Below are 24,995 nucleotides of genomic sequence, written 5' to 3' on the forward strand. Positions count from 1 at the left end.
GGCTTACTTCACGCCTTCCAGATTGAGGCTGACGAGGCGGCCGGTGTCCTTGGCCATGTGCGGCAGATAGGCCTGCGAATAGTCGTCGAGGCCGCTGTGCTCGGTCGTGCGCCAGTCCCAGCGGCGGGTGGACGAGAAGCCGACCTCGATCAGCGCCGCCGACAGGGTTTCCTCGTCGAAGACCATCTTGTGATAGTCGTACTGGTCGCGCTGGCCGCCGACCAACAGGCCGAGAACCTGCGGCAGGGCAAAGTCGTTCGACGTGTCGAGATAAAGCTCCGCGGCGGCCCGGAAGTCCGGCACGGCGATGCGCAGCACGCCGCCAGGGGCCAGAACCCGGCACCACTCGGCGAGCACGTCGCGGTACTCCTTGCGGCCGAAATGCTCCAGCACGTGGCAGGCATAGATCAGCTCTACGCTGCCGTCGGCGATGAAGGACAGGTCCTCGACCGGCCCGATGCGGTCGACATGCGGATAGTCGAGCGCATCGACATGGTAGAAGCCGGGAATGTGCTTCACGCCGCAGCCGAGGTGAAGTTTCTCGATTTTCATTGGGTGCTGCCCGTCCTGCCGTCGGCGCCGAGAGCGGCGCGGTTGTCCAAGTACCAGCGGATCGTCTGCCGGATGCCGTCTTCGAGCGCCACGCGTGGACGCCAGCCGAGCGCGTGCAGGCGATGGGAATCCATCAGCTTGCGCGGCGTGCCGTCCGGCTTGCTGGCGTCGAAACGCAGTTCGCCACCGAAGCCGGCCTCGCTGGCGATGAGAGTCGCAAGGTCGCGGATCGAGACTTCCTGCCCCGAGCCGACATTGATCGGCTCGTCGCCGTCATAGGCGTCCAGCAGGAAGACGATGGCGTCCGCGAGATCGTCGACATGCATGAACTCGCGCAGCGGCGTGCCGCTGCCCCAGATCTCGACCGTCTCGGCGCCGGTTTCGGCGGCTTCGACGAACTTGCGGATCAGGGCCGGCAGTACGTGGCTGGTGGCGAGGTCGAAATTGTCGTTGGGACCGTAGAGGTTGGTCGGCATCGCCGAGACATAGGAGAGGCCGTGCTGCCGGCGATAGGCCTGACAGAGATAGACGCCGGCGATCTTGGCGATCGCGTACCACTGGTTGGTCGGCTCCAGGGGCCCCGTCATCAGCGCGTCCTCGCGGATCGGCTGTTCTGCGAACTTCGGGTAGATGCAGGAGGAGCCGAGAAAGACGAGGCGGCGGACGCCGTGATCGGCGGCGGCGGCGATCACATTGGTCTGGATCTGCAGGTTGTCCTGCAGGAAGTCGACGGGTTGCCGGTCGTTGGCCAGAATGCCGCCGACGCGCGCCGCCGCCAGGATCACCGCGTCGGGCCGTTCGCTGGCGAAGAACTCGGCGACCGCGCGCTGGTCGGTCAGGTCCAGCTGCGCACGGGTGCGGGTGATGCTCTCCACGTTCTCGCGCGCCAGGCGCCGGCAGATTGCCGAGCCGACCATGCCGCGATGGCCGGCGACGAAGATCCGGCGCGATGCGCCGGCGGTGCTCTCGGCCGTCATCGCCTAGTCCTCGCGGCCATAGGCGCGGCGGGCATGGCGCTCGACGCGCAGCAACTCGAGATCCGCATCGACCATTTCGTCGACCAGTTCGGCAAAGCCGGTCGTGTGGCTCCAGCCGAGGCGCGCGCGCGCCTTGGACGGATCGCCGAGCAGAAGGTCGACTTCGGTCGGGCGGAAATATGCGGGATCGATGGCGACCAGCGTCTCTCCACTTGCCCGGTCGCGGCCCGTCTCTTCCACGCCCTCGCCGGACCAGACGATCTCGCGGCCGACGCGGGCGAAGGCGCGCTCGACGAACTCGCGCACCGTATGGGTCTCGCCGGTCGCCAGCACATAGTCGTCGGGCTCGGGCTGCTGCAGGATGCGCCACATGCCCTCGGCATAGTCGCGGGCATGGCCCCAGTCGCGGCGGGCGTCGAGATTGCCGAGATAGAGCTGCTTCTGAAGGCCGAGCTCGATCGCAGCGACCGCGCGGGTGATCTTGCGGGTGACGAAGGTCTCGCCGCGCAGCGGGCTCTCGTGATTGAACAGGATGCCGTTGCTGGCGTGGATGCCGTAGGCCTCGCGGTAGTTCACCGCGATCCAGTAGCCATAGAGCTTGGCGACGGCATAGGGCGAGCGCGGGTAGAAGGGCGTGGTCTCGCTTTGCGGCGTCTCGCGGACCTTGCCGAATAGCTCCGAGGTGGAAGCCTGGTAGAAGCGGCAGGACTTTTCCATGCCGAGGATGCGCAGGGCCTCAAGCAGGCGCAGCACGCCGGTCGCGTCGGCATTCGCCGTGTATTCCGGCGTTTCGAAGCTGACCATCACATGGCTCTGGGCGGCGAGATTGTAGATCTCGGCCGGCTGGATCTCCGCCACGAGACGGATCAGCGAAGAGCTGTCGGTGAGGTCGCCGTAGTGGAGAAAGAAGCGTCCGTCTCCCTCGTGCCGGTCGTGGATCAGGGGGTCGATCCGCCCGGTGTTGAAGGAAGAGGAACGACGCTTCAGCCCATGCACCTCGTAGCCCTTGTCGAGCAGGATGCGGGCGAGATAGGCGCCGTCCTGGCCGGTCACGCCGGTGATGAGCGCGCGGGGTGCGGTCATGTGAAGTCCCTGTGCGGATGCTTGAAGAACGGCTTGTCAGTCGTTCCTCCTACTGCACGCGAGGGACAAGGGCAACCGCCGCCGCTGTCCCGGCGGACGTGCGGCGGCGGGCACCGGCTTCGCCTGGAAGACTTGCGGCTGACGCGTGCGCGTCAGCCGCAATAGGCGAGCTTGTCCGGCTGGACCTTGAGTAAGGCGTCGCGCAGCTTGTCGAGAGCGCGGCTCTCGATCTGGCGGACGCGCTCCTTGGAGATACCGAGCTTCTGCCCGAGAGCCTCCAGGGTCTCGCCTTCCTCGCTCAGCCGGCGTTCGCGGACGATGCGCAGTTCTCGCTCGCTCAAGACCCCGAGCGCGGTCTCCAGCCAGCGCGTGCGCCGCTCGGTGTCGATGACGACGCCGACGGTTTCCTCCGGCAGGGGATCTTCGCTGACCAGGAAATCCTGCCGGTCGGCGCCCGATCCGTCGGATTCCAGCACGGGTGCGTTGAGCGAGGTGTCGGGGCCCGACAGCCGGGCGCTCATCGTCGCCACGTCCTGCACCTTGACGCCCATCGTTTCGGCGATCTTCTCCACCAACTCGCTTTCGCTGATGCGAGTCGTGCCGCTGGAGAGTTTCGCTCGCAGGCGGCGCAGGTTGAAGAACAGGGCCTTCTGCGTCGACGATGTTCCGCCGCGAACGATGGACCAGTTCCGTAGGATGTAATCCTGGATCGACGCGCGGATCCACCATGTGGCATAGGTGGAGAAGCGCACTTCGCGCTCCGGCTCGAACCGGGAGGCAGCCTCCAGAAGGCCGATATGGCCCTCCTGGATAAGGTCGCTCATAGATAATCCGAAATTGCGGTATTTCGCTGCGACCGCGATCACGAGGCGCATATGCGCCAGGCTGAGACGGTCGAGCGCGGCCTGGTTGCCTTCGTTGCGCCATGCAACGGCAAGCTGCTGTTCTTCCCCACGGCTGAGATAGGGCGCATTCATAGCGGCCCTGACAATCTGACGCCGGTTGCCCGAAAGATAACTCACGGTGTGTCCCTCCGCGTCCCGCCTCCTGTCCGGAGGCTTGGCCCCGGTGGCGATGCGGCCGCCACGTCGGTGCCCTGGTCTGCTATCGTCATATGATACGCAGCTACCGCGATATCGGTTCAGCCCGCCGGCTTCCGCGAAATCGGTAACAGCGGTTCTTGGTGCAAGCATGACCCCTGCATACGATCAGGACCAATAGAAGTTCCTCAAGATCGCGATAAGTTTACCTGATTGATCGGGCCGCAACATGGCACGCTGAGTCCCGAGGCCGCGGGCCAAACGAAAACGCCCGGCGCTTGGGAGCGCCGGGCGTCGAAGCATCGGACGGTGCCGTTGTCGCGGTCAGGCGGCTTCGGTCTGTTCCCCGTCCTCGTCTTCGGTCGCTGCGGCGGCGGCCTTGCGGCTGGCCGACTTGGCGAGATTCTGTTCGATCTGGCGGATCGCCTCGGTGTCCGAGCACTTGTTCACGGCAGCGATCTCGCGCGACATGCGGTCGAGGGCGGCCTCGTAGAGCTGACGCTCGGAGTAGGACTGCTCGGGTTGGCTCTCGGACCGGTAGAGGTCGCGAACCACCTCGGCAATGGCGATCAGGTCGCCGGAATTGATCTTCGCCTCGTATTCCTGGGCGCGGCGGCTCCACATGGTGCGCTTGACGCGCGGACGGCCGCGTACGGTCTCCAGCGCCTTCTTCACGGCGGGAGCATCGGCCAGCTTGCGCATGCCCACGGATGCGATCTTCGCGACCGGGACGCGCAACGTCATCTTGTCCTGCTCGAAATTGATCACCAGAAGTTCAAGCGCATATCCCGCGACATTCTGTTCCTCGATCGCAGTGATCTGTCCGACGCCGTGGGACGGATAGACAATGAACTCACCAGTCTTGAAACCCTGTCTCTGCGCGGTCTTCTTCATCGTTGTTGCCATACGCCTATGCTACTCCTGCGCAGTTGCGGCCAGAAGCCGGGGCGGCGCCTGAACGTCGCCCGTCCATGGAGAAAACGCACGTCCATCGGGCTTGTGGCTTCGCCACAACCCGTCGGAGTTCGTTATTCGATGATCAGCCGACCGAACTCTGGTCCCGGATCAGTTCTAGGAGGGATGCCGCCCCCCTTCGCATGCGGCGAAGGGTTCGCAACCATAAAAAAACCTCCGCGTGGAGGGGGAGACCACTGGTTCGATTACTGAGGAAAAGACTATATCACAAAACTTGTGGATTTCAAAACATGAGCCGGCAGCCGGAAGATTCCGGCGCCGTCGTCGTTGGCGGTTGCTTGCCGCGGGCGTGCCATGCCGGGGATTGGCCGTGCCAAGGGACACGGCGAAACCGCCCCGGCTTCAGTCGCCCGAGCCCGGTTCCGGCGAGAAATAGGCCTCGAGCTTGTTCGGCTTGCCGTCGAACTCCTCGGCTTCGGGCAAAGCGTCCTTCTTGACTGTCAGGTTCGGCCATTTGGACGCATATTCGGTATTCAGCTCCAGCCACTTCTCCAGGCCCGGCTCTGTGTCCGGCTTGATGGCATCGGCCGGGCATTCCGGCTCGCAGACGCCGCAATCGATGCACTCGTCCGGGTGGATGACGAGCATGTTCTCGCCTTCGTAGAAGCAGTCGACCGGACAGACTTCGACACAGTCGGTGTACTTGCACTTGATGCAGTTGTCCGTGACGATATAGGTCATCGCAATCCTCTCGCGGCGCCATTCCTGCCGCCGACCGGCGGGCACTGCCGCACTCGTGTCGCGGCCCTTTGGGTCAAGGCCCGGTCTCCGTTCCGCGGGGGCAGTCCGATGCGGGGTTCCGGCTTCCGGCCCGGACCCAAGGCCGGTCGGGCACCGGCCGGTGTGCGGGCGGTTCTTGCTGCCTGCGTACCGGGTTTGGCGATGGGCTTCAAGTTCGGAATATGTTGCCGATGATAGCTCCCGGAGAAGATTTTTCTCCACACTGGGCGCATCTCGTGCGCGGACCATCTGTGGCAGGGTCGTGCGCGCAAGCAGCGGAGATGTTTCAGCCCTTGTCGGTGAGCCGGTCGATCTGACGTCGCTGCCGTTTGGTCGGGCGGCCGCTGCCGCGCTCGCGCCGGCCGGGTGCCGGACCCTCGCGGCCGACAGGAGCCGCGCCGGCCGCGCCCTGGCCTCCGGCGTCCTCGTCCGCATCCTCCCCGTCATCGGAAATGGGCGGGGAGCTCGGCGAAGGAGCCAGATCTTCGTAGAGAAGGCGGGCTTCGGGTGCTGGCCCGCGCCGTGTGCCGGGCGCCAGAACCTTCAGAACGAGGATCCGGTTCGCCACGGCGATCGTGAGCACGTCGCCGTGGCGGATCGCCTTGGCCGGTGCCTGCGCCTTGTCGCGGTTCACCCGCACGTGGCCGCCGTTCACCAGCTTCTGGGCAAGGCTGCGCGACTTCACGATCCGGGCGAACCAAAGCCACTTGTCGAGCCGTTGCGGTGTCATGTCCGCAGGCGGTGTGGCCGATTCGCTGGTCGTCGTGTCGCTCACTCTTGCCGCTGTCCTCCGTCAGTCCTGCCGCCGGCCGGTCAGGAGCGTGGTTTCTTCTCCAGGTCGGCCTTGAGAGCCGCCAGTTTCGCAAACGGCGAATCCGGGTCAATCTCGCGCGCCGGACGTTCGGGCCGGGTGCCGCGCGGACGCTGGGCGTCGGGACGCGAGCCCTCGTTCCGGCCCTTGCCGCCGCCGCCGCGTGGCTGGTCGGGCCGGCCTTGCTGGCGATTGCCGCCCTTGCCGAAGCCGCGGCCCTTGGTCCGCTGCTTCTGGGCCTGACCTTCCGAGGCGTCGCCGCCGGCTGCGTCACCGCGCCGACCGCCACGTTGGCCATCGCGCTGGCCGCCCTGCGGCCGGCGATCGCGCCGGCCAGGTCGCCAGATCTCGATGGTGACCGTTTCCGTGGCCCCCTCTGCCGGGGCTGCCTCTGTGGCGGCAGCGTCCGCCGGGGCAGCAGAAGCGTCGGCCTCGCCTGCCTTGACCACCGGCTCTGCGGCAGCCTCTTCTGTGACCGGTTCGGCCTCAACCGCAACTGCTTGCGCGTCGGCAGGCGCTTCCGCCGGAGCCTCGACCGCGGGGGCCTCGACTGCGGGCACCTCGGGCGCTGCGGCTTCCGAAGTGGCGGCCACCGGACGGGTGACCTCGCGGATCTCGGGGCGATAGCCCAGCGACTTCAGCACCGCGGAGAAGTCCTCGCCGGCACAGCCGAGCAGCGAGGTCATCGCCACCGTGACGGTGAACGCACCGCCTTCGGCAACGGCCCCCTCGGGCGGAGACACGTCCGCATCGAGCGGCTTCCATGCCAGTAGCGGGCGGATCAGGTCGGCCAAGCGCTCGAGAATGTCGATACGCACGGCGCGCGGTCCGCAGACACGGAAACCGACGACCTTGTAGAGCGCCTTGGAAATCTCGGGGTCGACCGTGATGGAGGTGCGACCCGAGGCCGAGAGTTGCGGCAGCTCGGAAAGGCCGGGCATGTCCGGCTCGCCGTGCTTCAGCGCCCAGAGTTGGGCGATCAGGCGACTCGGTGCAGGCTTCAGCAGCGCCGGCACGAAGATGTGGTAGGCGCCGAAACGCACGCCGAGGCGGCGCAGTCCGGCCCGCATCGTCTGGTCCAGCTGGCGGACATCTTCCGCGATCTCGGACCGCTCGAGAATACCGAGGGCCTCGATCAGGCGGAAGGCGATCCCGCGAGCAAGTCCCTCGAGGCCTTCGCCGATCTCCAGATCGCGCAGCGGCTTCAGCACCGAGTCGATATGGGTGCGCAGCCACAGGACGAGGCGCGCCTCGACCTTTTCGCGGTCGGCAACGTCGAGGGTGTCCTCGCACAGGACGATGATACCCGGGGTCAGCACCGTGTCGCCGGCGATCACGCGGCCGACGATCTCGCCCTGCCAGCGCAGGGCGCCGTCCGAGGCAAGCGCGAAGTCGTCGTTGGCGGCGCGCGACAGACGGTCGGCGCGCTGGGTCAACTCGTTGGCCAGAGCCTTCTGGGCCGCAGCACGCAGAGCCTTGACGTCAGGGCCGTCGGCCGAGGGGTCCGGTGCAAAGCGGAAGCCCTGCAGTTGTCCGACATGCTGTCCTTCGACCAGCACGTCCCCTGCCGATGTTATTTCCGCTTCAAGCATGGCGTTCTCTCTCAGCCGTCGCATCAATACGCTTGTCCGCCGGTCGACGAAGCGCTGGGTGAGCCTGTCGTGCAATGCGTCGGACAGACGGTCTTCTACGCCGCGCGTCACGCCTTGCCAATGGGCGGGATCCGCAAGCCAGTCGCCACGGTTGGCGACGAAGGTCCAGGTGCGGATGTGGGCAATGCGGTTCGCCAGCGTGTCGATGTCGCCGTCGACCCGGTCGGCGAAGGCAACCTGGCGGGCGAACCAGTCGTCGGGAACGACCCCGTTGCGGGTCAGATGCGCATACAGCCCGGCGATCAGGTCGGCATGGTTCGCCGGTGCGATCTTGCGGTAGTCGGGAACCTGGCACACGTCCCAGAGCAGGCGCACCCGCTCCGGCGTTGCCGCGACCCGGCGGATGGCCTCGTCGCGCAGGGCATGGTCGAAGGCGGTCTCGTCGGCCGAGGGGGGCGCGCGGGTCAGGCCCTGTTCGCGAGGCGGCTCGTCCAGCGTGCGGCGCAGGCTCTCGACGCTGTCGAAGTCGAGCGCGCGATTGCGCCACTGGAAGACCTTGAGCGCGTCGAAACGGTGGCTTTCCAGCGCCTCGATCAGCTCCTCGTCGAACGGATCGACCCGGCCGGTGACGCCGAAGGTGCCGTCTCGGGTATGGCGGCCGGCGCGTCCGCCGATCTGGCCCATCTCGGCCGGCGTCAGCATGCGGTACTGGTAGCCGTCGAACTTGCGGATGCCGGCAAAGGCGATGTGGTCGACGTCGAGATTGAGGCCCATGCCGATCGCGTCGGTGGCGATCAGGTGCTCCACGTCGCCGTTCTGGAACAGCTCCACCTGGGCATTGCGGGTGCGCGGGCTGAGCGAGCCGAGGACGACGGCGGCGCCGCCATGCTGGCGGCGAAGCAGCTCGGCGATCGCATAAACCTCCGAGGAGGAGAAGGCGACCACGGCCGAGCGAGCGGGCAGGCGGGTGATCTTCTTCTGGCCCGAATACGCCAGGATCGACATGCGCGGCCGGGTGACCACGTTGAGACCCGGCAGCAGGCGCTCCAGCAGCGGGCGCGCCGTCGCGGAGCCGAGAAGAAGCGTCTCCAGCGTCCCGCGCATGTTGAGGATGCGGTCGGTGAAAACATGGCCGCGTTCCAGATCGCCTGCGAGCTGAACCTCGTCGATGGCAACGAAGTCGACGACGAGATCGAGCGGCATAGCCTCCACCGTCGACACCCAGTAGCGGGTATCGGGGGGGATGATCTTTTCCTCGCCGGTGACCAGCGCCACCTTGTCGGTGCCGACGCGCTCGGTGATGCGGCCATAGACCTCTCGCGCAAGAAGGCGCAGCGGCAGGCCGATGACACCCGTTTCGCGGGCGATCATCCGCTCGATGGCCAGATGGGTCTTGCCGGTATTGGTCGGGCCGAGCACCGCCGTGACCGTGCGCGCCCGCGCCTGCGGCGGCAGCGTGGTCCAGGTCGGGGCGGAGTAGCCCCCGGCCGAAAACGGCCTCGGTTTTCCGGAATGAAGCATTGGCTGCAGCTGTGCTGTGCGATCCGTGCCACGGCGGAACCCGCCGAGATCCGTTGCTAAGTAGAACCGCGCGACGGGAAGGCGTCCGGGTCCGGAGAGGTCTTGCGGCGGAAGCTTCGGGCGACCGCAAACCCGTTACCCCGAGAGGTAGCACAGTCCGCGCGGGGCTGTCGCCTTCTGTTTTCTGCAAGGACGAGCGGTTGCGAATCGCCCGGTGTTTCGCGGTGCGGCTGTTGCCGAACGGGGCCGGAGCGAAGTCTGCGAACCGGCTTCCGAAAGGGTGAACAGAACGAGTCCTGAACAAAGCCGGACCGAATCGACGACTCCGCGAGATTCAGGTTTCGTTCCCTACGAGATGTTGTGGATGGCGTCGATGGCAGGGCGAAATCGTGAATCTGCTCAAGGATTTGCGCCGGTCGATTCGGATCCGGACGGATTAGGGTCGAGTGTTTCAAAGCTTTCGATATCATTAATCGAATCATTAAAATTCACCAGGTAAAATTTACGCTCCGACGAACCGCGAACGAAGCCTGCCCGAATCGCTGACTTGACATTGTTCCCGATATGTTCTTCGCGTATATTGTGGTTCGGCGCGGCTATGGAGCTGGATGGTGATGCGCCATCCTGTGGTGTTCTGTAGCCTGCTGGAATGCGATTAACGGCTTCGTTTCATTCCGGGACGGTTTTCAGATTGCTAGTTGCCGGGCCTATCGGACCTCTTGCTCCCGCCGTCTTCCCTTGTTGCGGTGCAACAGCTAGAACGCGGTGACGCTAAGGCATGGACGGCGGCTCTGCGGGTCGTCCATCAGGAGGAGGGGCTGACTTGGCTATTCGGAAGATTCTCGTCGCCAACCGCTCGGAGATCGCGATCCGCATTTTCCGCGCGGCGAACGAACTGGGCATGCGCACCGTTGCTGTCTATGCGGAGCAGGACAAGCTCGCACTGCACCGGTTCAAGGCCGACGAGGCTTACCAGATCGGTCGCGGTCCGCATCTTGCGGAACCGCTCGGCCCGATCGAGGCCTATCTGTCCATCCCGGAGATCCTGCGTGTCGCGAAGGCGGCCGGGGTCGATGCCATCCATCCCGGCTACGGCTTCCTGTCGGAAAGCCCCGAATTCGCCGAAGCCTGCGCCGAGGCGGGAATCATCTTCATTGGCCCTTCGCCAGAGACCATGCGCCGGCTCGGCAACAAGGTCGCGGCTCGGAATCTGGCCATCGAGGCCGGGGTGCCGGTGATGCCGGCAACCGACCCGCTGCCCGACGATATGGACGAGGTGCGCCGGCTCGCCGCCGAAATCGGCTATCCGGTGATGCTCAAGGCCTCCTGGGGCGGCGGCGGCCGCGGCATGCGCGTCATCCGCGACGAGGAGGCTCTGCTGCGCGATGTGGCGGCGGCCAAGCGCGAGGCCAAGGCCGCCTTCGGCAAGGACGAGATCTATCTCGAGAAGCTGGTGGAGCGGGCGCGGCATGTCGAAGTGCAGATCCTCGGCGATGCGCATGGCAAGCTGGTGCATCTGTTCGAGCGAGACTGCTCGATCCAGCGTCGCCACCAGAAGGTCGTCGAGAGGGCGCCTGCTCCTTATCTCGATGCCGATCAACGCGCGGAGCTGAGCGAGTATGGCCTGAGGATCGGCCGGGCGGCGCATTATCGCGGTGCGGGCACCGTCGAGTTCCTGATGGATTCCGACACTGGCCGCTTCTATTTCATCGAGGTGAATCCGCGCGTGCAGGTCGAGCACACGGTGACCGAGGAGGTCACCGGCATCGACATCGTCAAGGCGCAGATCCGCATCGCGGCAGGCGCTATGATCGGCGAGCCGGCCTCAGGCGTGCCGGTACAGGAAGAGATCCGGCTGAACGGCCACGCCCTCCAGTGCCGCATCACCACTGAGGATCCGGAGCAGAATTTCATCCCCGACTACGGCCGGATCACCGCCTATCGCGGGGCCACCGGTTTCGGCATCCGGCTCGACGGCGGCACGGCCTATTCGGGTGCGGTGATCACGCGCTTCTATGATCCCTTGCTGGAAAAGGTAACGGCCTGGGCGCCGACGGCGGAAGAGGCCGCGCAGCGCATGGACCGTGCCTTGCGCGAGTTCCGTATCCGCGGCGTCGCGACCAATCTGGTGTTCCTGGAAAACGTGATCGGGCACCCGGATTTCCGGGCCAACAGCTACACGACGCGCTTCATCGACGAGACGCCGGCCCTGTTCCATCAGGTCACCCGTCGGGATAGGGCGACCAAGCTGCTCACCTATATCGCCGATGTCACCGTCAACGGCCATCCGGAGACCCGCAACCGGCCGCAGCCCCTCGCGGATGCTCCGGCGCCTGTCGCACCGGTCTATGAGGGCGAGATCCGCAAGGGCACCAAACAGCTCCTCGACGAGCTCGGCCCGCAGGGCTTCGCCGACTGGATGAAGGCGGAGCGACGGGCGCTGGTCACCGACACGACGATGCGCGATGCGCACCAGTCGCTGCTCGCGACCCGTATGCGCAGCTTCGACATTGTCGCGGTGGCGGATGCCTATGCCCGCGGCCTGCCGCAGCTCTTCTCGCTGGAATGCTGGGGCGGGGCGACCTTCGACGTGGCCATGCGCTTCCTCACCGAGGACCCGTGGGAGCGGCTGAGAGCCGTGCGCGAGCGCGTGCCCAACATCCTGCTGCAGATGCTGCTGCGCGGGGCGAATGGCGTCGGCTACACCAACTATCCCGACAACGTGGTGCGCGACTTCGTCGCCCGCGCAGCGGAGAACGGTGTCGACCTGTTCCGCGTCTTCGACTGCCTCAACTGGGTGGAGAACATGCGCGTCTCGCTCGATGCGGTGATCGAGGCGGACAAGCTGTGCGAGGGAACGATCTGCTACACGGGCGATCTGCTGGATGCGGCGCGGCCGAAATACGATCTTGCCTATTACGTGAAGCTGGCGAAGGAGCTGGAGCGGGCCGGCTGCCACATCCTCGGCGTCAAGGACATGGCCGGCCTGATGAAGCCGGAGGCGGCACGCCGCCTGTTCTCCGCCTTGAGGCAGGAGGTCGGCCTGCCGATCCACTTCCACACCCACGATACGTCCGGCATTTCCGCCGCGACCGTGCTGGCCGCGGTGGAGGCGGGCGTCGATGCCGTCGATGCCGCCATGGATGCCTTCTCGGGACTGACCTCGCAGCCGGCGCTGGGCTCACTTGCCGCGGCCCTTCGCGACGGGCCGCGCGACACCGGGCTCGATGCGCGCGCCATTCGTGAGATCTCCTTCTATTGGGAGGCGGCGCGCGCGCAGTACCGGGCGTTCGAGAGCGACCTCAAGGCGCCGGCCTCCGAGGTCTATCTGCACGAGATGCCGGGCGGCCAGTTTACCAACCTGAAGGAGCAGGCACGCTCGCTCGGCCTCGAGACCCGCTGGCACGAGGTGGCGCAGGCCTATCACGATGTCAACATGATGTTCGGCGACATCGTCAAGGTGACGCCGTCGTCGAAGGTGGTCGGCGATATGGCGCTGATGATGGTGGCGCAGGGGCTGTCGGTGGCTGATGTGATGACGCCGGAAAAGGACGTTGCCTTCCCCGAGAGCGTCGTCCAGATGATGCGCGGCGATCTCGGCCAGTCGCCCGGCGGATGGCCGAAGGACATCCAGTCCAAGGTGCTGAAGGGCGAGACGCCGATCACGGTGCGTCCCGGCTCGCTGCTTGCAGCCGATGATCTCGCCGCCCGTCGCAAGGAAGCGGCGGAAAAGACCGGCGGCGAGATCTCCGATACCGACCTTGCCTCCTACCTAATGTATCCGAAGGTCTTCACCGACTTTGCCGCCGCCCGCGACCGCTACGGCCCGGTCGACGTGCTGCCGACGCCGGTCTATTTCTACGGCCTGCCGGCGGGCGAGGAGATGATGATCGACTTGGAGCCAGGCAAGACACTCGTCGTACGGACCCAGGCGATCGGCGAGACGGATGAGACCGGCGAATGCAAGGTGTTCTTCGAGCTTAACGGCCAGCCGCGCATCATCAAGGTGCCGGACCGGGCGCATGGAGCGGCAGGAGCTGCGGCGCGTCGCAAGGTCGAGGACGGCAATGCCGCCCATGTCGGGGCGCCGATGCCGGGGGTCATCTCCACCGTTGCGGTGAAGGCGGGGCAAAGCGTGTCGCCGGGCGACGTGCTGGTGTCCATCGAGGCGATGAAGATGGAGACGGCGCTCCACGCCGACCGCGCGGGAACGGTGGCGGAGGTGCTGGCGAGCCCCGGCCAGCAGGTCGATGCCAAGGACTTGCTGGTGGTCTTCGCGGCGGAGGGCTGACGGGCCGATGGTGCTGAGGATTGCCGCTGCCGACCTGCGCCGGGTGTTCCTGCATCTGCAGGGCCTGTCCGATACGCCGTCGCGGCGCCTCGGGCAGGCGGAGCTGTGCGACCTGATCGACCGGCTCGGTTTCGTTCAGGTCGACAGCATCAATACGGTAACGCGCGCCCACCACCAGATCCTGTTCTCCCGCAACCAGACCTACCGGGAACCGCAGCTTACCCGGCTGCTGGAACGGGACCGGGTGCTGTTCGAGAACTGGACCCACGATGCGGCGGTGATCCCTTCGAGCGCCTATCCCTACTGGCGCCACCGCTTCGCGCGCCAGAAGGAGCGGCTGAAGGCGCGCTGGACCAATTGGCACGGGCACGACTTCCATGAGGAGATCGACCGGGTGCGCGACCATGTGCGGGTGAACGGTCCTTCGCGCGCTCGCGATTTCGATGGAGATCGTGCGCGCAAGGAGCCCGGCTGGTGGAACTGGCAGCCGGGAAAGACGGCGCTCGAGTACCTTTGGCGAACCGGCGAGATCGCGGTTACCGCACGGGACAATTTCGCCAAGATCTACGACCTGTCGGAGCGCGTGATCCCGCGCGAGCATTTGGAGCAGGACGTCACCCACACGGCCTTCGTCGATTGGGCGTGCCGCGAGGCCTTGCAGCGGCTGGGCGTCGGTACCTCCGGCGAGATCGCCGCCTTCTACGATCTCGTTTCGCCGGACGAGGCGAAGGCCTGGTGCGCGCGTGAAGCCGGCAGGTCCATCCTGCCGGTGGAGATCGATTTCGGACCTGGCCAGCCGAAGCGCGCGAGCGTTGCGCGGCCGGACATCGCCTCCCTGCTTGAGGAGGCCCCGGAGCCACCAGCGCGGATCCGCGCCTTGAGCCCGTTCGATCCCGTGTTACGGGACCGAAAGCGTGCCGAGCGGCTGTTCGGCTTCTTCTACCGGATCGAGGTTTTCGTGCCGGCGCCCAAGCGCACCTACGGCTACTATGTTTATCCCTTGATGGAGAAGGACCGGATGATCGGCCGGGCCGACCTGATCTGCCGGCGCGCGGAAGGGGAGTTGCTCGTGACGGCGTTCTGGCCGGAGCCGGGGGTGCGGCTCGGCGAAGGACGGCTCGCCCGTCTCGAAGCGGAGTTCGCTCGCATGGCGCGCTTCACCGGCATGGAGCGGGTGGTTTTCGCCGACGGCTGGCGGCGCGAGCTCCCGGGCTGACGCGCCGCTGCCGCTATCGGTTCTTGCCGATCAGTTTTTGGTGGAGAGGATCCGCTCGATCTCGTCCGGCGGATGGCCCGTCAGCGTTTTGTCGACCTCGGCAACGACGCGGCTTGCCACTTCCTTGTGAAAGGCCTTGCGCAGGTCGCCGAGAGTTCCCGGAGGAGCTACCACGATGAGCTTGGAGAAGCGGCCCTTGTGCGCCTCCTTGTAGAGCGTGTCGGCGATGCGGCTGGCGAAACGGTGCTTCTCGATCATGTGCCAGTCGGTGGGCTCCATGGCGCTGCGATGCGGGCCGGGGCCGTCGCTGCGCCGTCCGGGCGCGTCCGTTCCTTGATCCGAGGTCGAGGGATTGTCCTGCTCCAGGACCCTCAGGACCTCGAGATTGGGGTAATCCGCGTCGCCCTGGTTGCGGAAGAACAGTGCCTTCTCGCCATCTCCGACCAGAACCCAACTGTCGTGCTCGATGCGCAGACCGCTCATCGCAGGCCTCCTTTCGTGACGTGTCGGTCCGTTCATGCGGTGGCCGACCATTTGCCGACCCTGAACGGGATTTTCGCCCCAAGAGACACGTAGGTACGCGGGCTTCCGGTTTTAATGGGTGCAGCGTCAAGGGCGCTCAGAAAGTTCGGCGACAAGGGCGGCGCACCCCTCGTCCAGCATGCGAAACACATGGTCGAATCCTTCCGGCCCGCCGTAATAGGGGTCGGGCACGTCGCGGCAGAGAAAGCGGCGGATTTCAGCATGCGAACCGGCAGGCTTGCGGGCGCGAAGCTCGGCGAGATTGGCCGCATCCATGGCCAGGATCATGTCGAAGGTGTTAAAGTCGGCTGTCGCCACCTGCCGCGCGCGCTGCTCCGTCAGGTCGATGCCGTTGCGGGCGGCGACCGCGATGGAGCGCGGGTCCGGCGTCTTGCCGGTGTGCCAGGAGGCCGTGCCGGCACTGTCGACCGACACGGCGCGCTCGAGACCGGCGGCCCGGATGCGGTGGCGAAGAATACCCTCGGCCAGCGGCGAGCGGCAGATATTGCCAAGACAGACGAACAGGATCGCGCTCACTCATCCTCCTTACCGGTCGGATTTCTTTCCGGCGGTCTTTTGATCGGGCGGTTGTCATGCACCGCCGAGCGTGATCCCTTTATAGCAGCGCATGAAGGCGTGCAGTCGCCACACCTGCAGGAGATCGCCATGACCGAAAAACTGTCGCCGGAGGCTCGAACCGATGCTCTTGCCGGGCTGCCGGACTGGCGCGAGGTGGATGGGCGCGATGCGATCACCCGGACGTTTGCGTTCAAGGATTTCAACGAGGCCTTCGGCTTCATGATGCGGGTCGCTCTTGTCGCCGAGAAGCTGAACCACCATCCCGAATGGTCCAATGTATACCGGACGGTGGAAGTGGTGCTGTCGACCCATGATGCCGGCGGTCTCACCGATCTCGACATCCGACTTGCGCGGAAGATGGATGCGTTTGCGCAGGGGTGACCGGCACGCGCTTCAGGCGCGTTCCAGCAGGAAGACGTGGACCTCGTCGCCGTCTGTCTCGCGCGAGAGCAGTTTGTGTCCGGCCTCCTGGCAGAAATGCGGGATGTCGATGACGGACATCGGATCGGTGGACAGCACGCGCACCCGTGCACCTGCCGTCAGCCCGGCGATGGCCTTGCGGGTCTTGAGGACCGGCAGCGGGCATTTCAGCCCCTTGAGATCCAGTTCCAGATCAACCTTGTCCAATGTGCACTCCCCCCGATATGAGGGGCGGGCCGGCTCGGCGCCGGCGCGACCCCAGCTTTTCGCCCATCCCAAGCCTGCGGCCGGGTGGGCGGATTTTCAACCAGACAGGAGAATATGCCCGTGACCAGTAGCGGCAAGCCCGAGGCAATCGACATTCTGGATTTCTGGTGGACGGCGGGGCCTGCAAGGTGGTTCGCCCGCGACGATGGCTTCGACGCGAAGATCCGGGAAAATTTTGCGCCGCTTGTCGAGCAGGCCCGGGACGGGGCATTGGACGGCTGGGCCGAGACACCGCATGGCGCGCTCGCCCTGCTTCTTCTGCTCGACCAGTTTCCGCGCAACCTGTTTCGCGGCGATGCGCTGGCCTTTGCTTCGGACGCCAGGGCACGGCGCATTGCGGGAGCCGCCCTTGCCCAGGGGTTCGACCGTGCATTCCCGAAGGCGGCGCGCCCCTTTTTCTACCTGCCCTTCGAGCATTCCGAGGATATGGCGGACCAGGAACGCAGCGTCGACATGTTCCGCCGTCTCGGCGACGAGCAGTCCTATCTCTACGCCCTGATTCATCTGGACGTGATCCGGCGGTTCGGCCGTTTCCCCCATCGCAACGCGGCCCTGGGACGTGAGAGCACGCCCGCGGAAGCGGCCTTTCTGAAGGATGGCGGATTCAGCGCCTGAGCTGCCTGCCTAAAACTTGTGCACATAATTTAGCCACATTCGCTTGCCGGATGTGGCTATTTTTTGTGCAGACCTGACAGGCTTGGAAGGTCCCGGCCGCCTCGTGGAGGATAGTGTCTCAGACGATATACATCCCTTTGTAATTGTTCACTTTTCTAATTCTTTCGAGAGTGCATATCCGCGCGTTTTTGCGCCGCAACACGAGTTGGCACGCTCCTTGATACCTGAGAACCGGCGTTAATCGGATCGCCCGGTTGTCAGGCCCTGTCGGCAACCTCCGGTCCGCCAAATCCAGCCGAAACGCGCCTGCCGCAACGGGCCGGGGAAGCGAAGCAGGGAAAGGAACGGAAGCGAGCATGAAAATCGTGATGGCCATCATCAAGCCGTTCAAGCTCGACGAGGTGCGCGACGCCCTCACGAGCATCGGCGTTCAGGGACTGACGGTAACCGAGGTCAAGGGCTACGGGCGGCAGAAGGGGCACACCGAAATCTATCGCGGTACCGAGTATGCCGTGAGCTTCCTGCCCAAGTTGAAGATCGAGGTCGCGGTCACCTCGGAGCTTGCCGACAAGGTGGTGGAGGCGATCGCAAGCGCCGCCAAGACCGGCCAGATCGGCGACGGCAAGATCTTCGTCTACGCGCTCGACCAGGTTCAGCGCATCCGCACCGGCGAAACCGACGCCACCGCGCTTTGATCCATTCGAGCAGGGGAATTCCAATGAAAGCAACTCTCAAACTTGCCGGAACGGCCTCGCTTGCGCTTCTCGCGGCGGCTGGCGCGGCTCTCGCGCAGGATACGGCGGCGGCTCCCGAGGCGCCCCAGTATGCGCTGGCCTCGGAGACGGCCTACATCTTCAACACGCTGCTGTTCCTTCTCGGCGGCTTCCTGGTCATGTGGATGGCGGCCGGTTTCGCCATGCTCGAGGCCGGCATGGTGCGGGCCAAGAACGTCTCCATGCAGTGCCTGAAGAACATCACGCTGTACTCGATCGCTGGCCTGATGTTCTGGATCACCGGCTACAACCTGATGTACACCGGCGTCGACGGCGGCTACATCGGCTCCTTCGGTCCGTATGCCTTCGATGCGGTCGGCGGCAACGCCCTCGACACGGGCTATTCGACCGCTTCCGACTGGTTCTTCCAGATGGTGTTCTGCGCCACCACCGCCTCAATCGTTTCCGGCACGCTGGCTGAGCGCATCAGGCTGTGGCCCTTCCTTGCCTTCACCGTCGTTCTGACCGGCTTCATCTATCCGATCGCCGGCTCCTGGCAGTGGGGGGCTGGCTGGCTCAACGGCATGGGCTTCTCGGACTTCGCCGGTTCCACGCTCGTCCACTCGGTTGGCGGCTGGGCGGCGCTCGCCGGTGCCCTCGTACTCGGTGCGCGTACCGGCAAGTATACGGCCAATGGTGTGCACCCGATGCCTGGCTCGTCCATGCCGCTCGCGACGCTCGGCACATTCATCCTGTGGCTCGGTTGGTTCGGCTTCAACGGCGCCTCGCAGCTTGCCATGGGCACCATCGGCGATGTGACGGACATCTCGCGCATCTTTGCCAACACCAATATGGCGGCTGCCGCCGGTGTGGTCGTAGCCGTGATTCTGACGCAGGTCCTGTACAAGAAGGTCGACGTGACGATGGCCCTGAACGGCGCCCTTGCCGGTCTGGTCTCCATTACCGCGGAGCCGCTTGCTCCGTCCGTCTGGCAGGCTGTGTTCATCGGCGCCGTTGGCGGCGTGATCGTCGTCTTCGCCGTGCCGCTGCTCGACAAGCTGAAGATCGACGATGTCGTCGGCGCCATCCCGGTCCATCTTGTGGCCGGCATCTGGGGCACGCTGATCGTGCCGCTGTCCAACAGCGATGCGACCTACTCGGTCCAGATTATCGGCATCGTCGCCTATGGCGTCTTTACCTTCGTGATCAGCCTGGTCGTCTGGCTGATCCTGAAGTCGACGATCGGTATCCGCGCGTCGGCCGAAGAAGAGGCGCTTGGCCTCGACAAGGCCGAGGTCGGCATCGAGGCCTATCCGGAATTCGGTCAGGGCAGCCAGCGCGTCTGAGCCCTGCCGACCTATCTCCCGAAGCAGCCGCCGTGACCGACGGTTGCACCTTGAAGCCCGGGGCCCGTGCCCCGGGCTTTTTTTGTTCTCGATTGCGAGGGGCTGTTGCCGATTGCCTGCAAGGTGCCGGGCGGCCATCCTCGTTCGCCTGCGACCGCGATTCGCCTGGCGGTCTGCCGCGCCGTGGCCGTTGTTCGAGAGCCCGCTCGGATCTTCGTCCGGCACAACGAGGACTTGTCATGCCGCTGATCGCTTCGATTCCGCTTACCGTGTTGCCGCTGATCGCCTACAACATCGTCGCTTTCGGCCTGTTCGGTGCCGGCGGCAACCCTTGGCTCGTTCCTGTCGTCACGCTCGACCTTGTGTCGGGGACGAGCTTTTCGTTGCTGGGCGGCGACCTGATGATCCTTTGCGCCCTGCTGCTGCTTTTCCTCGAATTGCTGAAAGCAACCCGCACCGGGGTCTCGGCGCTTGCGGACCACATCTTCTCGACGCTGGTCTTCATCGCCTACCTCGTGGAGTTTCTCACGGTGGGCAAGGCCGCAACGTCGGTGTTCTTCATCCTGATGTGCGTGTCGTTGGTCGACGTGATCGCGGGCTTTTCGATCACCATCACCGGCGCTCGCCGCGATTTCGGCGTGTCCAACGGCGATCAGTATCGTTGACGGCCGCGCGGGGTCGTTGCCGACCTAACGCTCCTGAAAAGCGGGGACAAGGACGCGCTGCTGTCTTCCCCTGCGTCAAAAGTTAACAAAAGGTTATCGACTGGCACGGCATTTGCGCTAAATTCCCTAGGAACAACGCCAATGTATCAAATTGGCACGCCTGGGAGGCGGAAATGCGGATCGAGCAGGGCAGACGTCCCGCGGCAGGACCAGGAGAGTACCGTAGGGTCACCAGCACGGTGTCCTCGACGGGCGATGGGCCACCTGCGTCTGCCGCCCGTGCCGTCGTCCCGGTCGCGCCGGTCAGCGAGCCGCGCAGCGATCGTTTTGCCCGTCTCTACCGACCGAATGCCGCCTTTCTCGCTCAGCTGATCGCCATGCGCGAGTACGTTCCGCAAATGCGGGTGCGGCGACGGGCGGCTCCCGATCAGGCGGTGGATGCTTATCGGGTCGCGGAGCGTCAGCCGCGTCTGGCCGTTCCCGGCCGGGTCCTGGCCGTCAGCCGCTGACGCGTACTCTTTCAGTTCTTGATGCCGTGAAGGAAAGGGCCCGCGCGTTGCGCGGGCCTTTGGCTTGCCTGCAGGCTCAATAGCCGATGGCGCATCCGTCCTTGCGCGGATCGGAGCCGCCGACCAGCACGCCGCGGCTGCGGTCGATCAGGATCGCCTGTCCGCCGCCGATGGCTTCCTGGACGATGTCGACCTGATGGCCGAGCTTGCGCAGGCCTTCCACGGTGTCCTGCGGCACGTGACGCTCGGCCTGGAGCACGTGCGTGGTCTCGTCGAAGAACATGCGCGGGGCGTCGATGGCCTCCTGCGGGTCCATGCCGAAATCGACGATGTTGCTTAGCACATGGGCATGGCCGCAGGGCTGGTAGCCGCCTCCCATCACGCCGAAGGAGAGATAGGGGCGGCCGTCCTTCAGCGCCATGGCCGGGATGATGGTGTGCAAAGGCCGCTTGCCGCCATCGATGCAGTTCGGATGCCCCGGCTCCAGGCGGAAACAGGCGCCGCGGTTCTGCAGCATGACGCCGCTTTTCGGTGCGCAGATGCCGGACCCGAAGCTCTTGTAAACGGAGTTGATGAAGGAGACGGCCGTGCCTTCGCCGTCGACCACCGTCAGGTAGATCGTGTCCGACGAGGGGCCGAGCAGGGCAGGCGGGATCTCCGGGATGCGGGCCGACGGGGAGATCCTGCTCGCCAGCTTGTCGAGATAGGCGGAGGCGAGAAAGGCGTCCGGCCCGTGCTGCATGTGGTCCGGATCGGCGAGGAACAGGTCGCGTACCGAATAGGCGAGGCGGCCGGCCTCCAGTTCGAGATGGAAGCGGGTGGCACTGAGCGGATCGAGAGAGGCGAGGTCGAAACGCTCCAGCAGGCCCAGCATGACAAGCGCGATGAACCCCTGGCCGTTGGGCGGGAGCTCGGCGACGTCGATGCCGCGATAGGAGCGGATCACCGGCGGCATCGGCAAGGTGGTCATGCCGGCGAGATCATCGAGGCTCATCAAACCGCCGCGGGCTGCCAGCGTGTCGACGATATCGCGGGCGACCTCGCCCTCGTAGAAGCCGGAGGGGCCTTCCGAGGCGATCTTCTGCAGCGTGCGTGCCAGGGCCGGCTGGCGGACGATGTCGCCGGCCTTGGGCGCGGCGCCGCCGAAGAGATAGCTGTCGCGCGCACCCGGGTCGGCGGCAAGCTTGGGAACCGCCAGCGCCCAGTCATGGGCAACGCGCGGGGCGACCGGGTAGCCGTCCCTGGCATAGGAGATCGCGCGCTTGAGCACTTCGGCGAAGCCGCGGCGGCCGTGAGCGGCAAGAAGGTCGTGCCAGGCGCGAATGGCTCCCGGCACGGTGACCGAATGGGGTCCCTGTGCGTCGATGCTCGTTACGCCGAGTTCGGCAAGCCGCGCGAGCGTTGCCGCCTTGGGTGCGGGGCCTGAGCCGTTGATCCCGTGGACCGACCCGTCGGGCCGGGCGACGATGGCGAAACAGTCGCCACCGATGCCGGTCATCTGCGGCTCGACGACCGCAAGCACCGCCGAGGCGGCCACGGCGGCGTCGACGGCGTTGCCCCCGGCCTGCAGCATTTCCAGTGCGGCCGCGCTTGCCAGCGGATGCGAGGTTGCCGCCATCGCGGTGGTGGCATGGACGCAGGAGCGTCCCGGTGCATGGAAGTCGCGCATGGTCCATCCTTGTTCTGGTCTTGCACCGGTTCGCGAACCTTGAGGATCGGCCGGCCGTCAGGCGGGAAGGTCCGCCGGTCGGCGGGAGGATTTTCGTCTCTGGGGAACGAGTGCTTGTCGTTCTTGTCCGTTGGTGGCAAGCGGTGACGCTGCTAGCCATGGACTGGCAAAGATTATCGGATGCCGGCACGGAGACCATAGAAAATGAGCAAACTGACCCTTTCCAGCGCGGAAAAGATTGTCGATACGGCGCTCGCCAAGGGCGCTGAACTCGGCCTCAAGCCGCTCACCGTCGCCGTGCTCGACGCCGGCGGCCATCTTGTCGCGCTGAAGCGCCAGGACGGATCCTCGATCCTGCGGCCCCAGGTGGCGAGCGGCAAGGCCTACGGGGCGATTGCGGTGGGGGCCGGTTCGCGCTGGCTCGACGAGAATGCAAAGACACGCCCGCATTTCGTGCAGGCCCTGAATGGCGTCGCGGGCGGCGCCATCGTTCCGGTGCCGGGCGGCGTGCTGATTCGCGCAGGCGAAGGTGGCGAGATTCTCGGTGCCGTGGGCATCAGCGGCGACACCTCGGACAATGATGAGGCCTGCGCGGTGGCGGGCATCGAAGCGGTCGGCTTCGGCGCCGACCGCGGCTGACGTCGGAATCCGGCGGCCGGCTGCGAACTACTCGCGGCTGCCGCCGGCGATGGCGTCGATTTTCTTCTGCATGTCGGCGAGCTGCTTCTTCAGCGCGTCGAGATCGTCGGCGCTCGCAGGTCCGGCGCCTTTCGCAGGGTCTGCCGCCCGTGCCTGGGCTTCCCCTTCCTTTCCCGTGCCGAAGGGCAGGAACATGCGCATGGCGCGATCGAAGATCTCCGCGTTGCGCTTCACCTGGTCCTCGATCGCATCGAAGGCTGTGGAGCCGAAGGCGTTGGCCATCTGCTCGCGCAGCTTGTCCTGCTCCCTGGTGAGCGAGGATATCGAGAAGTCGAGATAGGACGGCACCACGTTCTGCATGCTGTCGCCATAGAAGCGGATCAGCTGACGCAGGAACGTGATCGGCAGCAGGTTCTGCCCCTTGTTCTCTTGCTCGAAGATGATCTGGGTGAGCACGGAGCGGGTGATGTCGTCGCCCGTCTTCGCGTCGTAGACGACGAAATCTTCCTCGTCCTTCACCATCAGGGCGAGGTCTTCCAGCGTTACGTATGTGCTTGTCCCGGTGTTGTAGAGACGCCGGTTTGCGTATTTCTTGATGATGGTCGGCTCGTTGCTTTTTGTAGCCATGTCGATTTTCGGATCCCGGCTTCGCGCCCCGGCCCGCAAGCCGTTGCGGCATTCCTCCCTGGGTCGCGGCCGGCAGATCAACCTGCACCTTCCGCGACTTTGTCCTGTCGCACGATAAGCCAATCGTGGGCGGGCGCACCACCGTTTTGTCAAACTTGTCAGGCGGCACCCGAACTGCACCGAAAGGATGACCCGGCGAGCGGGAAAATTGCCGATGGCTACGGGGTGTTGCGGTTGACACTTGGCGGGCGGGCGTCTCTAGTTTGCGAGAAACGCGCAGGCAGCCGAACAATAACCAAGGGGATTGCTCGCGCCACGGGAGGTCCGGTTTTTCGGGAGATCATGAAATGAGCGCATCCAACGACGTCGTCATCGTCAGCGCAACGCGTACCGCTGTCGGATCCTTCAACGGCGCCTTCGCAAACACGCCCGCCCATGAGCTCGGGGCTGCGGCGATCCGCTCGGCACTCGAGCGCGCCTCGGTTGCTGCCGCCGATGTCGACGAGGTCGTGTTCGGCCAGGTGTTGACGGCCGGCCAGGGCCAGAACCCGGCGCGCCAGGCCGCCATTCTTGCCGGTATCCCCGACAGCGCGACCGCCTGGGTGCTGAACCAGGTCTGCGGTTCGGGCCTGCGCACCGTCGCCATCGCCATGCAGCAGATCGCTGCCGGAGATGCCTCCATCATCGTTGCCGGCGGCCAGGAGAACATGTCCCTGTCGCCGCACTGCGCCCATATGCGCGCCGGCTACAAGATGGGCGACTACAAGATGATCGACACGATGATCAAGGATGGCCTGTGGGACGCCTTCAACGGCTACCACATGGGCCAGACGGCCGAGAATGTCGCACAGAAGTGGCAGATCTCCCGCGAGCAGCAGGACGAGTTTGCGGTCGCCTCGCAGAACAAGGCGGAAGCCGCACAGAAGGCCGGCCGCTTCAAGGACGAGATCACGCCGGTGACGATCAAGGAGCGCAAGGGAGACCGGATCGTCGAGGACGACGAGTATATCCGCCACGGCGCCAGCCTCGACAGCATGGCCAAGCTGCGCCCGGCCTTCGCTAAGGAAGGCTCGGTGACGGCGGGCAATGCGTCCGGTATCAACGACGGCGCGGCCGCGCTGGTGGTGATGAGCGCGGCAGAGGCTGCGCGCCGCGGCCTGACTCCTCTGGCGCGGGTCGCCTCCTGGGCAACCGCCGGCGTCGATCCGACGATCATGGGCTCCGGCCCGATCCCGGCCTCGCGCAAGGCGCTGGCCAAGGCCGGCTGGAAGGTCGAGGACCTCGATCTCGTGGAGGCCAACGAGGCCTTTGCCGCCCAGGCCTGTGCGGTGAACAAGGACATGGGCTGGAACCCGGACATCGTGAACGTGAACGGCGGCGCGATCGCCATCGGTCACCCGATCGGCGCCTCGGGCGCGCGCGTGCTCGTCACGCTGCTGCACGAGATGGCGCGCCGCGACGCCAAGAAGGGCCTGGCGACGCTGTGCATCGGCGGCGGCATGGGCGTGGCGCTCTGCGTGGAACGCTGACCATCATTTGATGGCGGGCGCTTGATGCCGGTCAAGGCACAGGCGGCCGCCATCGGCTGGACTGCGGGCATGAGCCGGATCGGCTCTTCGCCTGCGACCGGCGACCGGGCCAGTCGG

Annotated in this window: 23 protein-coding genes; 10 read left to right on the forward strand and 13 right to left on the reverse strand. The window is 65.6% G+C overall.

Going from position 1 to position 24,995, the window contains the following annotated elements; all coding sequences use genetic code 11:
• Window positions 1-3: 3 nt before the first annotated feature.
• The 8 genes from MNI96_RS07350 to MNI96_RS07385 all read right to left on the reverse strand — a co-directional run bounded on the left by MNI96_RS07350 (window position 4) and on the right by MNI96_RS07385 (window position 9,271).
• The gene (locus tag MNI96_RS07350; RefSeq protein ID WP_249691716.1) at window positions 4-552 is read right to left on the reverse strand and encodes a class I SAM-dependent methyltransferase; all 549 of its coding nucleotides are present in this window, start codon (window positions 550-552) and stop codon (window positions 4-6) included.
• Window positions 549-1,529 carry a GDP-L-fucose synthase family protein gene (locus MNI96_RS07355; protein ID WP_249691718.1) on the reverse strand — a complete coding sequence of 327 codons (981 nt, stop codon included), beginning with the start codon at window positions 1,527-1,529 and terminating at the stop codon, window positions 549-551. Before MNI96_RS07355 ends, MNI96_RS07350 begins: the two co-directional genes overlap by 4 nt.
• A gap of 3 nt (window positions 1,530-1,532) precedes the next feature.
• Window positions 1,533-2,612, reverse strand: a complete 1,080-nt coding sequence (gene gmd / locus MNI96_RS07360) for a GDP-mannose 4,6-dehydratase (protein ID WP_249691720.1) — start codon at window positions 2,610-2,612, stop codon at window positions 1,533-1,535.
• Between the two features lie 152 nt (window positions 2,613-2,764).
• Window positions 2,765-3,634, reverse strand: a complete 870-nt coding sequence (locus MNI96_RS07365; RefSeq protein WP_349629135.1) for an RNA polymerase factor sigma-32 — start codon at window positions 3,632-3,634, stop codon at window positions 2,765-2,767.
• 342 nt (window positions 3,635-3,976) lie between these two features.
• Complete coding sequence (locus tag MNI96_RS07370; protein WP_158194199.1) at window positions 3,977-4,558, reverse strand: CarD family transcriptional regulator; 582 nt, start codon at window positions 4,556-4,558, stop codon at window positions 3,977-3,979.
• 411 nt (window positions 4,559-4,969) lie between these two features.
• Window positions 4,970-5,308 carry a ferredoxin FdxA gene (fdxA, locus tag MNI96_RS07375; protein ID WP_067224455.1) on the reverse strand — a complete coding sequence of 113 codons (339 nt, stop codon included), beginning with the start codon at window positions 5,306-5,308 and terminating at the stop codon, window positions 4,970-4,972.
• Between the two features lie 325 nt (window positions 5,309-5,633).
• Complete coding sequence (locus MNI96_RS07380; RefSeq protein WP_249692215.1) at window positions 5,634-6,077, reverse strand: RNA-binding S4 domain-containing protein; 444 nt, start codon at window positions 6,075-6,077, stop codon at window positions 5,634-5,636.
• Window positions 6,078-6,160: 83 nt separating this feature from the next.
• A complete protein-coding gene (locus tag MNI96_RS07385; RefSeq protein ID WP_502960312.1) occupies window positions 6,161-9,271 on the reverse strand; it encodes a helicase-related protein in 3,111 nt (1,036 codons plus the stop codon).
• Between the two features lie 823 nt (window positions 9,272-10,094).
• Here MNI96_RS07385 and pyc point away from each other — a divergent pair.
• Window positions 10,095-13,562, forward strand: a complete 3,468-nt coding sequence (gene pyc / locus MNI96_RS07390) for a pyruvate carboxylase (RefSeq protein WP_249691723.1) — start codon at window positions 10,095-10,097, stop codon at window positions 13,560-13,562.
• 7 nt (window positions 13,563-13,569) lie between these two features.
• Complete coding sequence (locus MNI96_RS07395) at window positions 13,570-14,778, forward strand: winged helix-turn-helix domain-containing protein (protein ID WP_249691725.1); 1,209 nt, start codon at window positions 13,570-13,572, stop codon at window positions 14,776-14,778.
• Window positions 14,779-14,808: 30 nt separating this feature from the next.
• Here the strand turns inward: MNI96_RS07395 and MNI96_RS07400 are convergent, their stop codons facing one another.
• Together MNI96_RS07400 and MNI96_RS07405 are read right to left on the reverse strand one after the other, a co-directional pair.
• The gene (locus MNI96_RS07400) at window positions 14,809-15,261 is read right to left on the reverse strand and encodes a baeRF12 domain-containing protein (RefSeq protein ID WP_249691726.1); all 453 of its coding nucleotides are present in this window, start codon (window positions 15,259-15,261) and stop codon (window positions 14,809-14,811) included.
• 126 nt (window positions 15,262-15,387) lie between these two features.
• A complete protein-coding gene (locus tag MNI96_RS07405; protein ID WP_249691728.1) occupies window positions 15,388-15,837 on the reverse strand; it encodes a low molecular weight protein-tyrosine-phosphatase in 450 nt (149 codons plus the stop codon).
• A 129-nt stretch (window positions 15,838-15,966) separates the two neighbouring features.
• Here MNI96_RS07405 and MNI96_RS07410 point away from each other — a divergent pair, with 129 nt between their 5' ends.
• Window positions 15,967-16,260, forward strand: a complete 294-nt coding sequence (locus MNI96_RS07410) for a 4a-hydroxytetrahydrobiopterin dehydratase (protein ID WP_249691730.1) — start codon at window positions 15,967-15,969, stop codon at window positions 16,258-16,260.
• 12 nt (window positions 16,261-16,272) lie between these two features.
• Here the strand turns inward: MNI96_RS07410 and MNI96_RS07415 are convergent, their stop codons facing one another.
• Window positions 16,273-16,506: a sulfurtransferase TusA family protein gene (locus MNI96_RS07415; protein WP_249691732.1), complete on the reverse strand. Its 234-nt coding sequence runs from the start codon at window positions 16,504-16,506 to the stop codon at window positions 16,273-16,275.
• A 114-nt stretch (window positions 16,507-16,620) separates the two neighbouring features.
• Here MNI96_RS07415 and MNI96_RS07420 point away from each other — a divergent pair, with 114 nt between their 5' ends.
• The 5 genes from MNI96_RS07420 (at window position 16,621) to MNI96_RS07440 (ending at window position 20,414) form a co-directional block, all read left to right on the forward strand.
• Window positions 16,621-17,181 carry a DUF924 family protein gene (locus MNI96_RS07420; RefSeq protein WP_249692219.1) on the forward strand — a complete coding sequence of 187 codons (561 nt, stop codon included), beginning with the start codon at window positions 16,621-16,623 and terminating at the stop codon, window positions 17,179-17,181.
• A 356-nt stretch (window positions 17,182-17,537) separates the two neighbouring features.
• A complete protein-coding gene (locus MNI96_RS07425; protein WP_067224442.1) occupies window positions 17,538-17,876 on the forward strand; it encodes a P-II family nitrogen regulator in 339 nt (112 codons plus the stop codon).
• A gap of 23 nt (window positions 17,877-17,899) precedes the next feature.
• Window positions 17,900-19,240 carry an ammonium transporter AmtB gene (locus tag MNI96_RS07430; RefSeq protein WP_249691734.1) on the forward strand — a complete coding sequence of 447 codons (1,341 nt, stop codon included), beginning with the start codon at window positions 17,900-17,902 and terminating at the stop codon, window positions 19,238-19,240.
• A gap of 239 nt (window positions 19,241-19,479) precedes the next feature.
• Window positions 19,480-19,905 (forward strand): hypothetical protein, encoded by a 426-nt coding sequence (locus tag MNI96_RS07435; protein ID WP_249691737.1) that lies wholly within the window; start codon window positions 19,480-19,482, stop codon window positions 19,903-19,905.
• Window positions 19,906-20,078: 173 nt separating this feature from the next.
• Window positions 20,079-20,414 carry a hypothetical protein gene (locus MNI96_RS07440; RefSeq protein ID WP_249691739.1) on the forward strand — a complete coding sequence of 112 codons (336 nt, stop codon included), beginning with the start codon at window positions 20,079-20,081 and terminating at the stop codon, window positions 20,412-20,414.
• 76 nt (window positions 20,415-20,490) lie between these two features.
• Here MNI96_RS07440 and ggt read toward each other — a convergent pair whose 3' ends face one another.
• Window positions 20,491-22,083, reverse strand: a complete 1,593-nt coding sequence (gene ggt, locus MNI96_RS07445) for a gamma-glutamyltransferase (RefSeq protein WP_249691741.1) — start codon at window positions 22,081-22,083, stop codon at window positions 20,491-20,493.
• Between the two features lie 204 nt (window positions 22,084-22,287).
• On the opposite strand from ggt, the gene MNI96_RS07450 reads away from it, so the two are divergent.
• Complete coding sequence (locus tag MNI96_RS07450; protein WP_249691743.1) at window positions 22,288-22,722, forward strand: GlcG/HbpS family heme-binding protein; 435 nt, start codon at window positions 22,288-22,290, stop codon at window positions 22,720-22,722.
• A 27-nt stretch (window positions 22,723-22,749) separates the two neighbouring features.
• Here the strand turns inward: MNI96_RS07450 and phaR are convergent, their stop codons facing one another.
• Window positions 22,750-23,349, reverse strand: coding sequence for a polyhydroxyalkanoate synthesis repressor PhaR (phaR, locus tag MNI96_RS07455; protein WP_249691745.1), 600 nt, complete (start codon window positions 23,347-23,349; stop codon window positions 22,750-22,752).
• Window positions 23,350-23,696: 347 nt separating this feature from the next.
• Here phaR and MNI96_RS07460 point away from each other — a divergent pair, with 347 nt between their 5' ends.
• Window positions 23,697-24,878 (forward strand): acetyl-CoA C-acetyltransferase, encoded by a 1,182-nt coding sequence (locus MNI96_RS07460; protein WP_249691747.1) that lies wholly within the window; start codon window positions 23,697-23,699, stop codon window positions 24,876-24,878.
• The last annotated feature ends 117 nt before the right edge of the window (window positions 24,879-24,995 follow it).

Origin of the sequence: Stappia sp. WLB 29 (assembly GCF_023507705.1) — a bacterium.
Lineage (GTDB): Bacteria > Pseudomonadota > Alphaproteobacteria > Rhizobiales > Stappiaceae > Stappia.

Excerpts from the sequence above, each read along its gene's own strand:
- ggt (WP_249691741.1), bottom strand. The coding sequence starts at position 22,083 with ATGCGCGACTTCCATGCACCGGGACGCTCCTGCGTCCATGCCACCACC.
- MNI96_RS07370 (WP_158194199.1), bottom strand. The coding sequence starts at position 4,558 with ATGGCAACAACGATGAAGAAGACCGCGCAGAGACAGGGTTTCAAGACT.
- MNI96_RS07460 (WP_249691747.1), top strand. The coding sequence starts at position 23,697 with ATGAGCGCATCCAACGACGTCGTCATCGTCAGCGCAACGCGTACCGCT.
- MNI96_RS07410 (WP_249691730.1), top strand. The coding sequence starts at position 15,967 with ATGACCGAAAAACTGTCGCCGGAGGCTCGAACCGATGCTCTTGCCGGG.
- MNI96_RS07450 (WP_249691743.1), top strand. The coding sequence starts at position 22,288 with ATGAGCAAACTGACCCTTTCCAGCGCGGAAAAGATTGTCGATACGGCG.
- fdxA (WP_067224455.1), bottom strand. The coding sequence starts at position 5,308 with ATGACCTATATCGTCACGGACAACTGCATCAAGTGCAAGTACACCGAC.
- MNI96_RS07430 (WP_249691734.1), top strand. The coding sequence starts at position 17,900 with ATGAAAGCAACTCTCAAACTTGCCGGAACGGCCTCGCTTGCGCTTCTC.
- MNI96_RS07435 (WP_249691737.1), top strand. The coding sequence starts at position 19,480 with ATGCCGCTGATCGCTTCGATTCCGCTTACCGTGTTGCCGCTGATCGCC.
- gmd (WP_249691720.1), bottom strand. The coding sequence starts at position 2,612 with ATGACCGCACCCCGCGCGCTCATCACCGGCGTGACCGGCCAGGACGGC.
- MNI96_RS07380 (WP_249692215.1), bottom strand. The coding sequence starts at position 6,077 with ATGACACCGCAACGGCTCGACAAGTGGCTTTGGTTCGCCCGGATCGTG.
- phaR (WP_249691745.1), bottom strand. The coding sequence starts at position 23,349 with ATGGCTACAAAAAGCAACGAGCCGACCATCATCAAGAAATACGCAAAC.
- MNI96_RS07395 (WP_249691725.1), top strand. The coding sequence starts at position 13,570 with ATGGTGCTGAGGATTGCCGCTGCCGACCTGCGCCGGGTGTTCCTGCAT.
- MNI96_RS07440 (WP_249691739.1), top strand. The coding sequence starts at position 20,079 with ATGCGGATCGAGCAGGGCAGACGTCCCGCGGCAGGACCAGGAGAGTAC.
- MNI96_RS07420 (WP_249692219.1), top strand. The coding sequence starts at position 16,621 with ATGCCCGTGACCAGTAGCGGCAAGCCCGAGGCAATCGACATTCTGGAT.
- MNI96_RS07425 (WP_067224442.1), top strand. The coding sequence starts at position 17,538 with ATGAAAATCGTGATGGCCATCATCAAGCCGTTCAAGCTCGACGAGGTG.
- MNI96_RS07355 (WP_249691718.1), bottom strand. The coding sequence starts at position 1,529 with ATGACGGCCGAGAGCACCGCCGGCGCATCGCGCCGGATCTTCGTCGCC.
- MNI96_RS07385 (WP_502960312.1), bottom strand. The coding sequence starts at position 9,271 with ATGCTTCATTCCGGAAAACCGAGGCCGTTTTCGGCCGGGGGCTACTCC.
- MNI96_RS07350 (WP_249691716.1), bottom strand. The coding sequence starts at position 552 with ATGAAAATCGAGAAACTTCACCTCGGCTGCGGCGTGAAGCACATTCCC.
- MNI96_RS07400 (WP_249691726.1), bottom strand. The coding sequence starts at position 15,261 with ATGAGCGGTCTGCGCATCGAGCACGACAGTTGGGTTCTGGTCGGAGAT.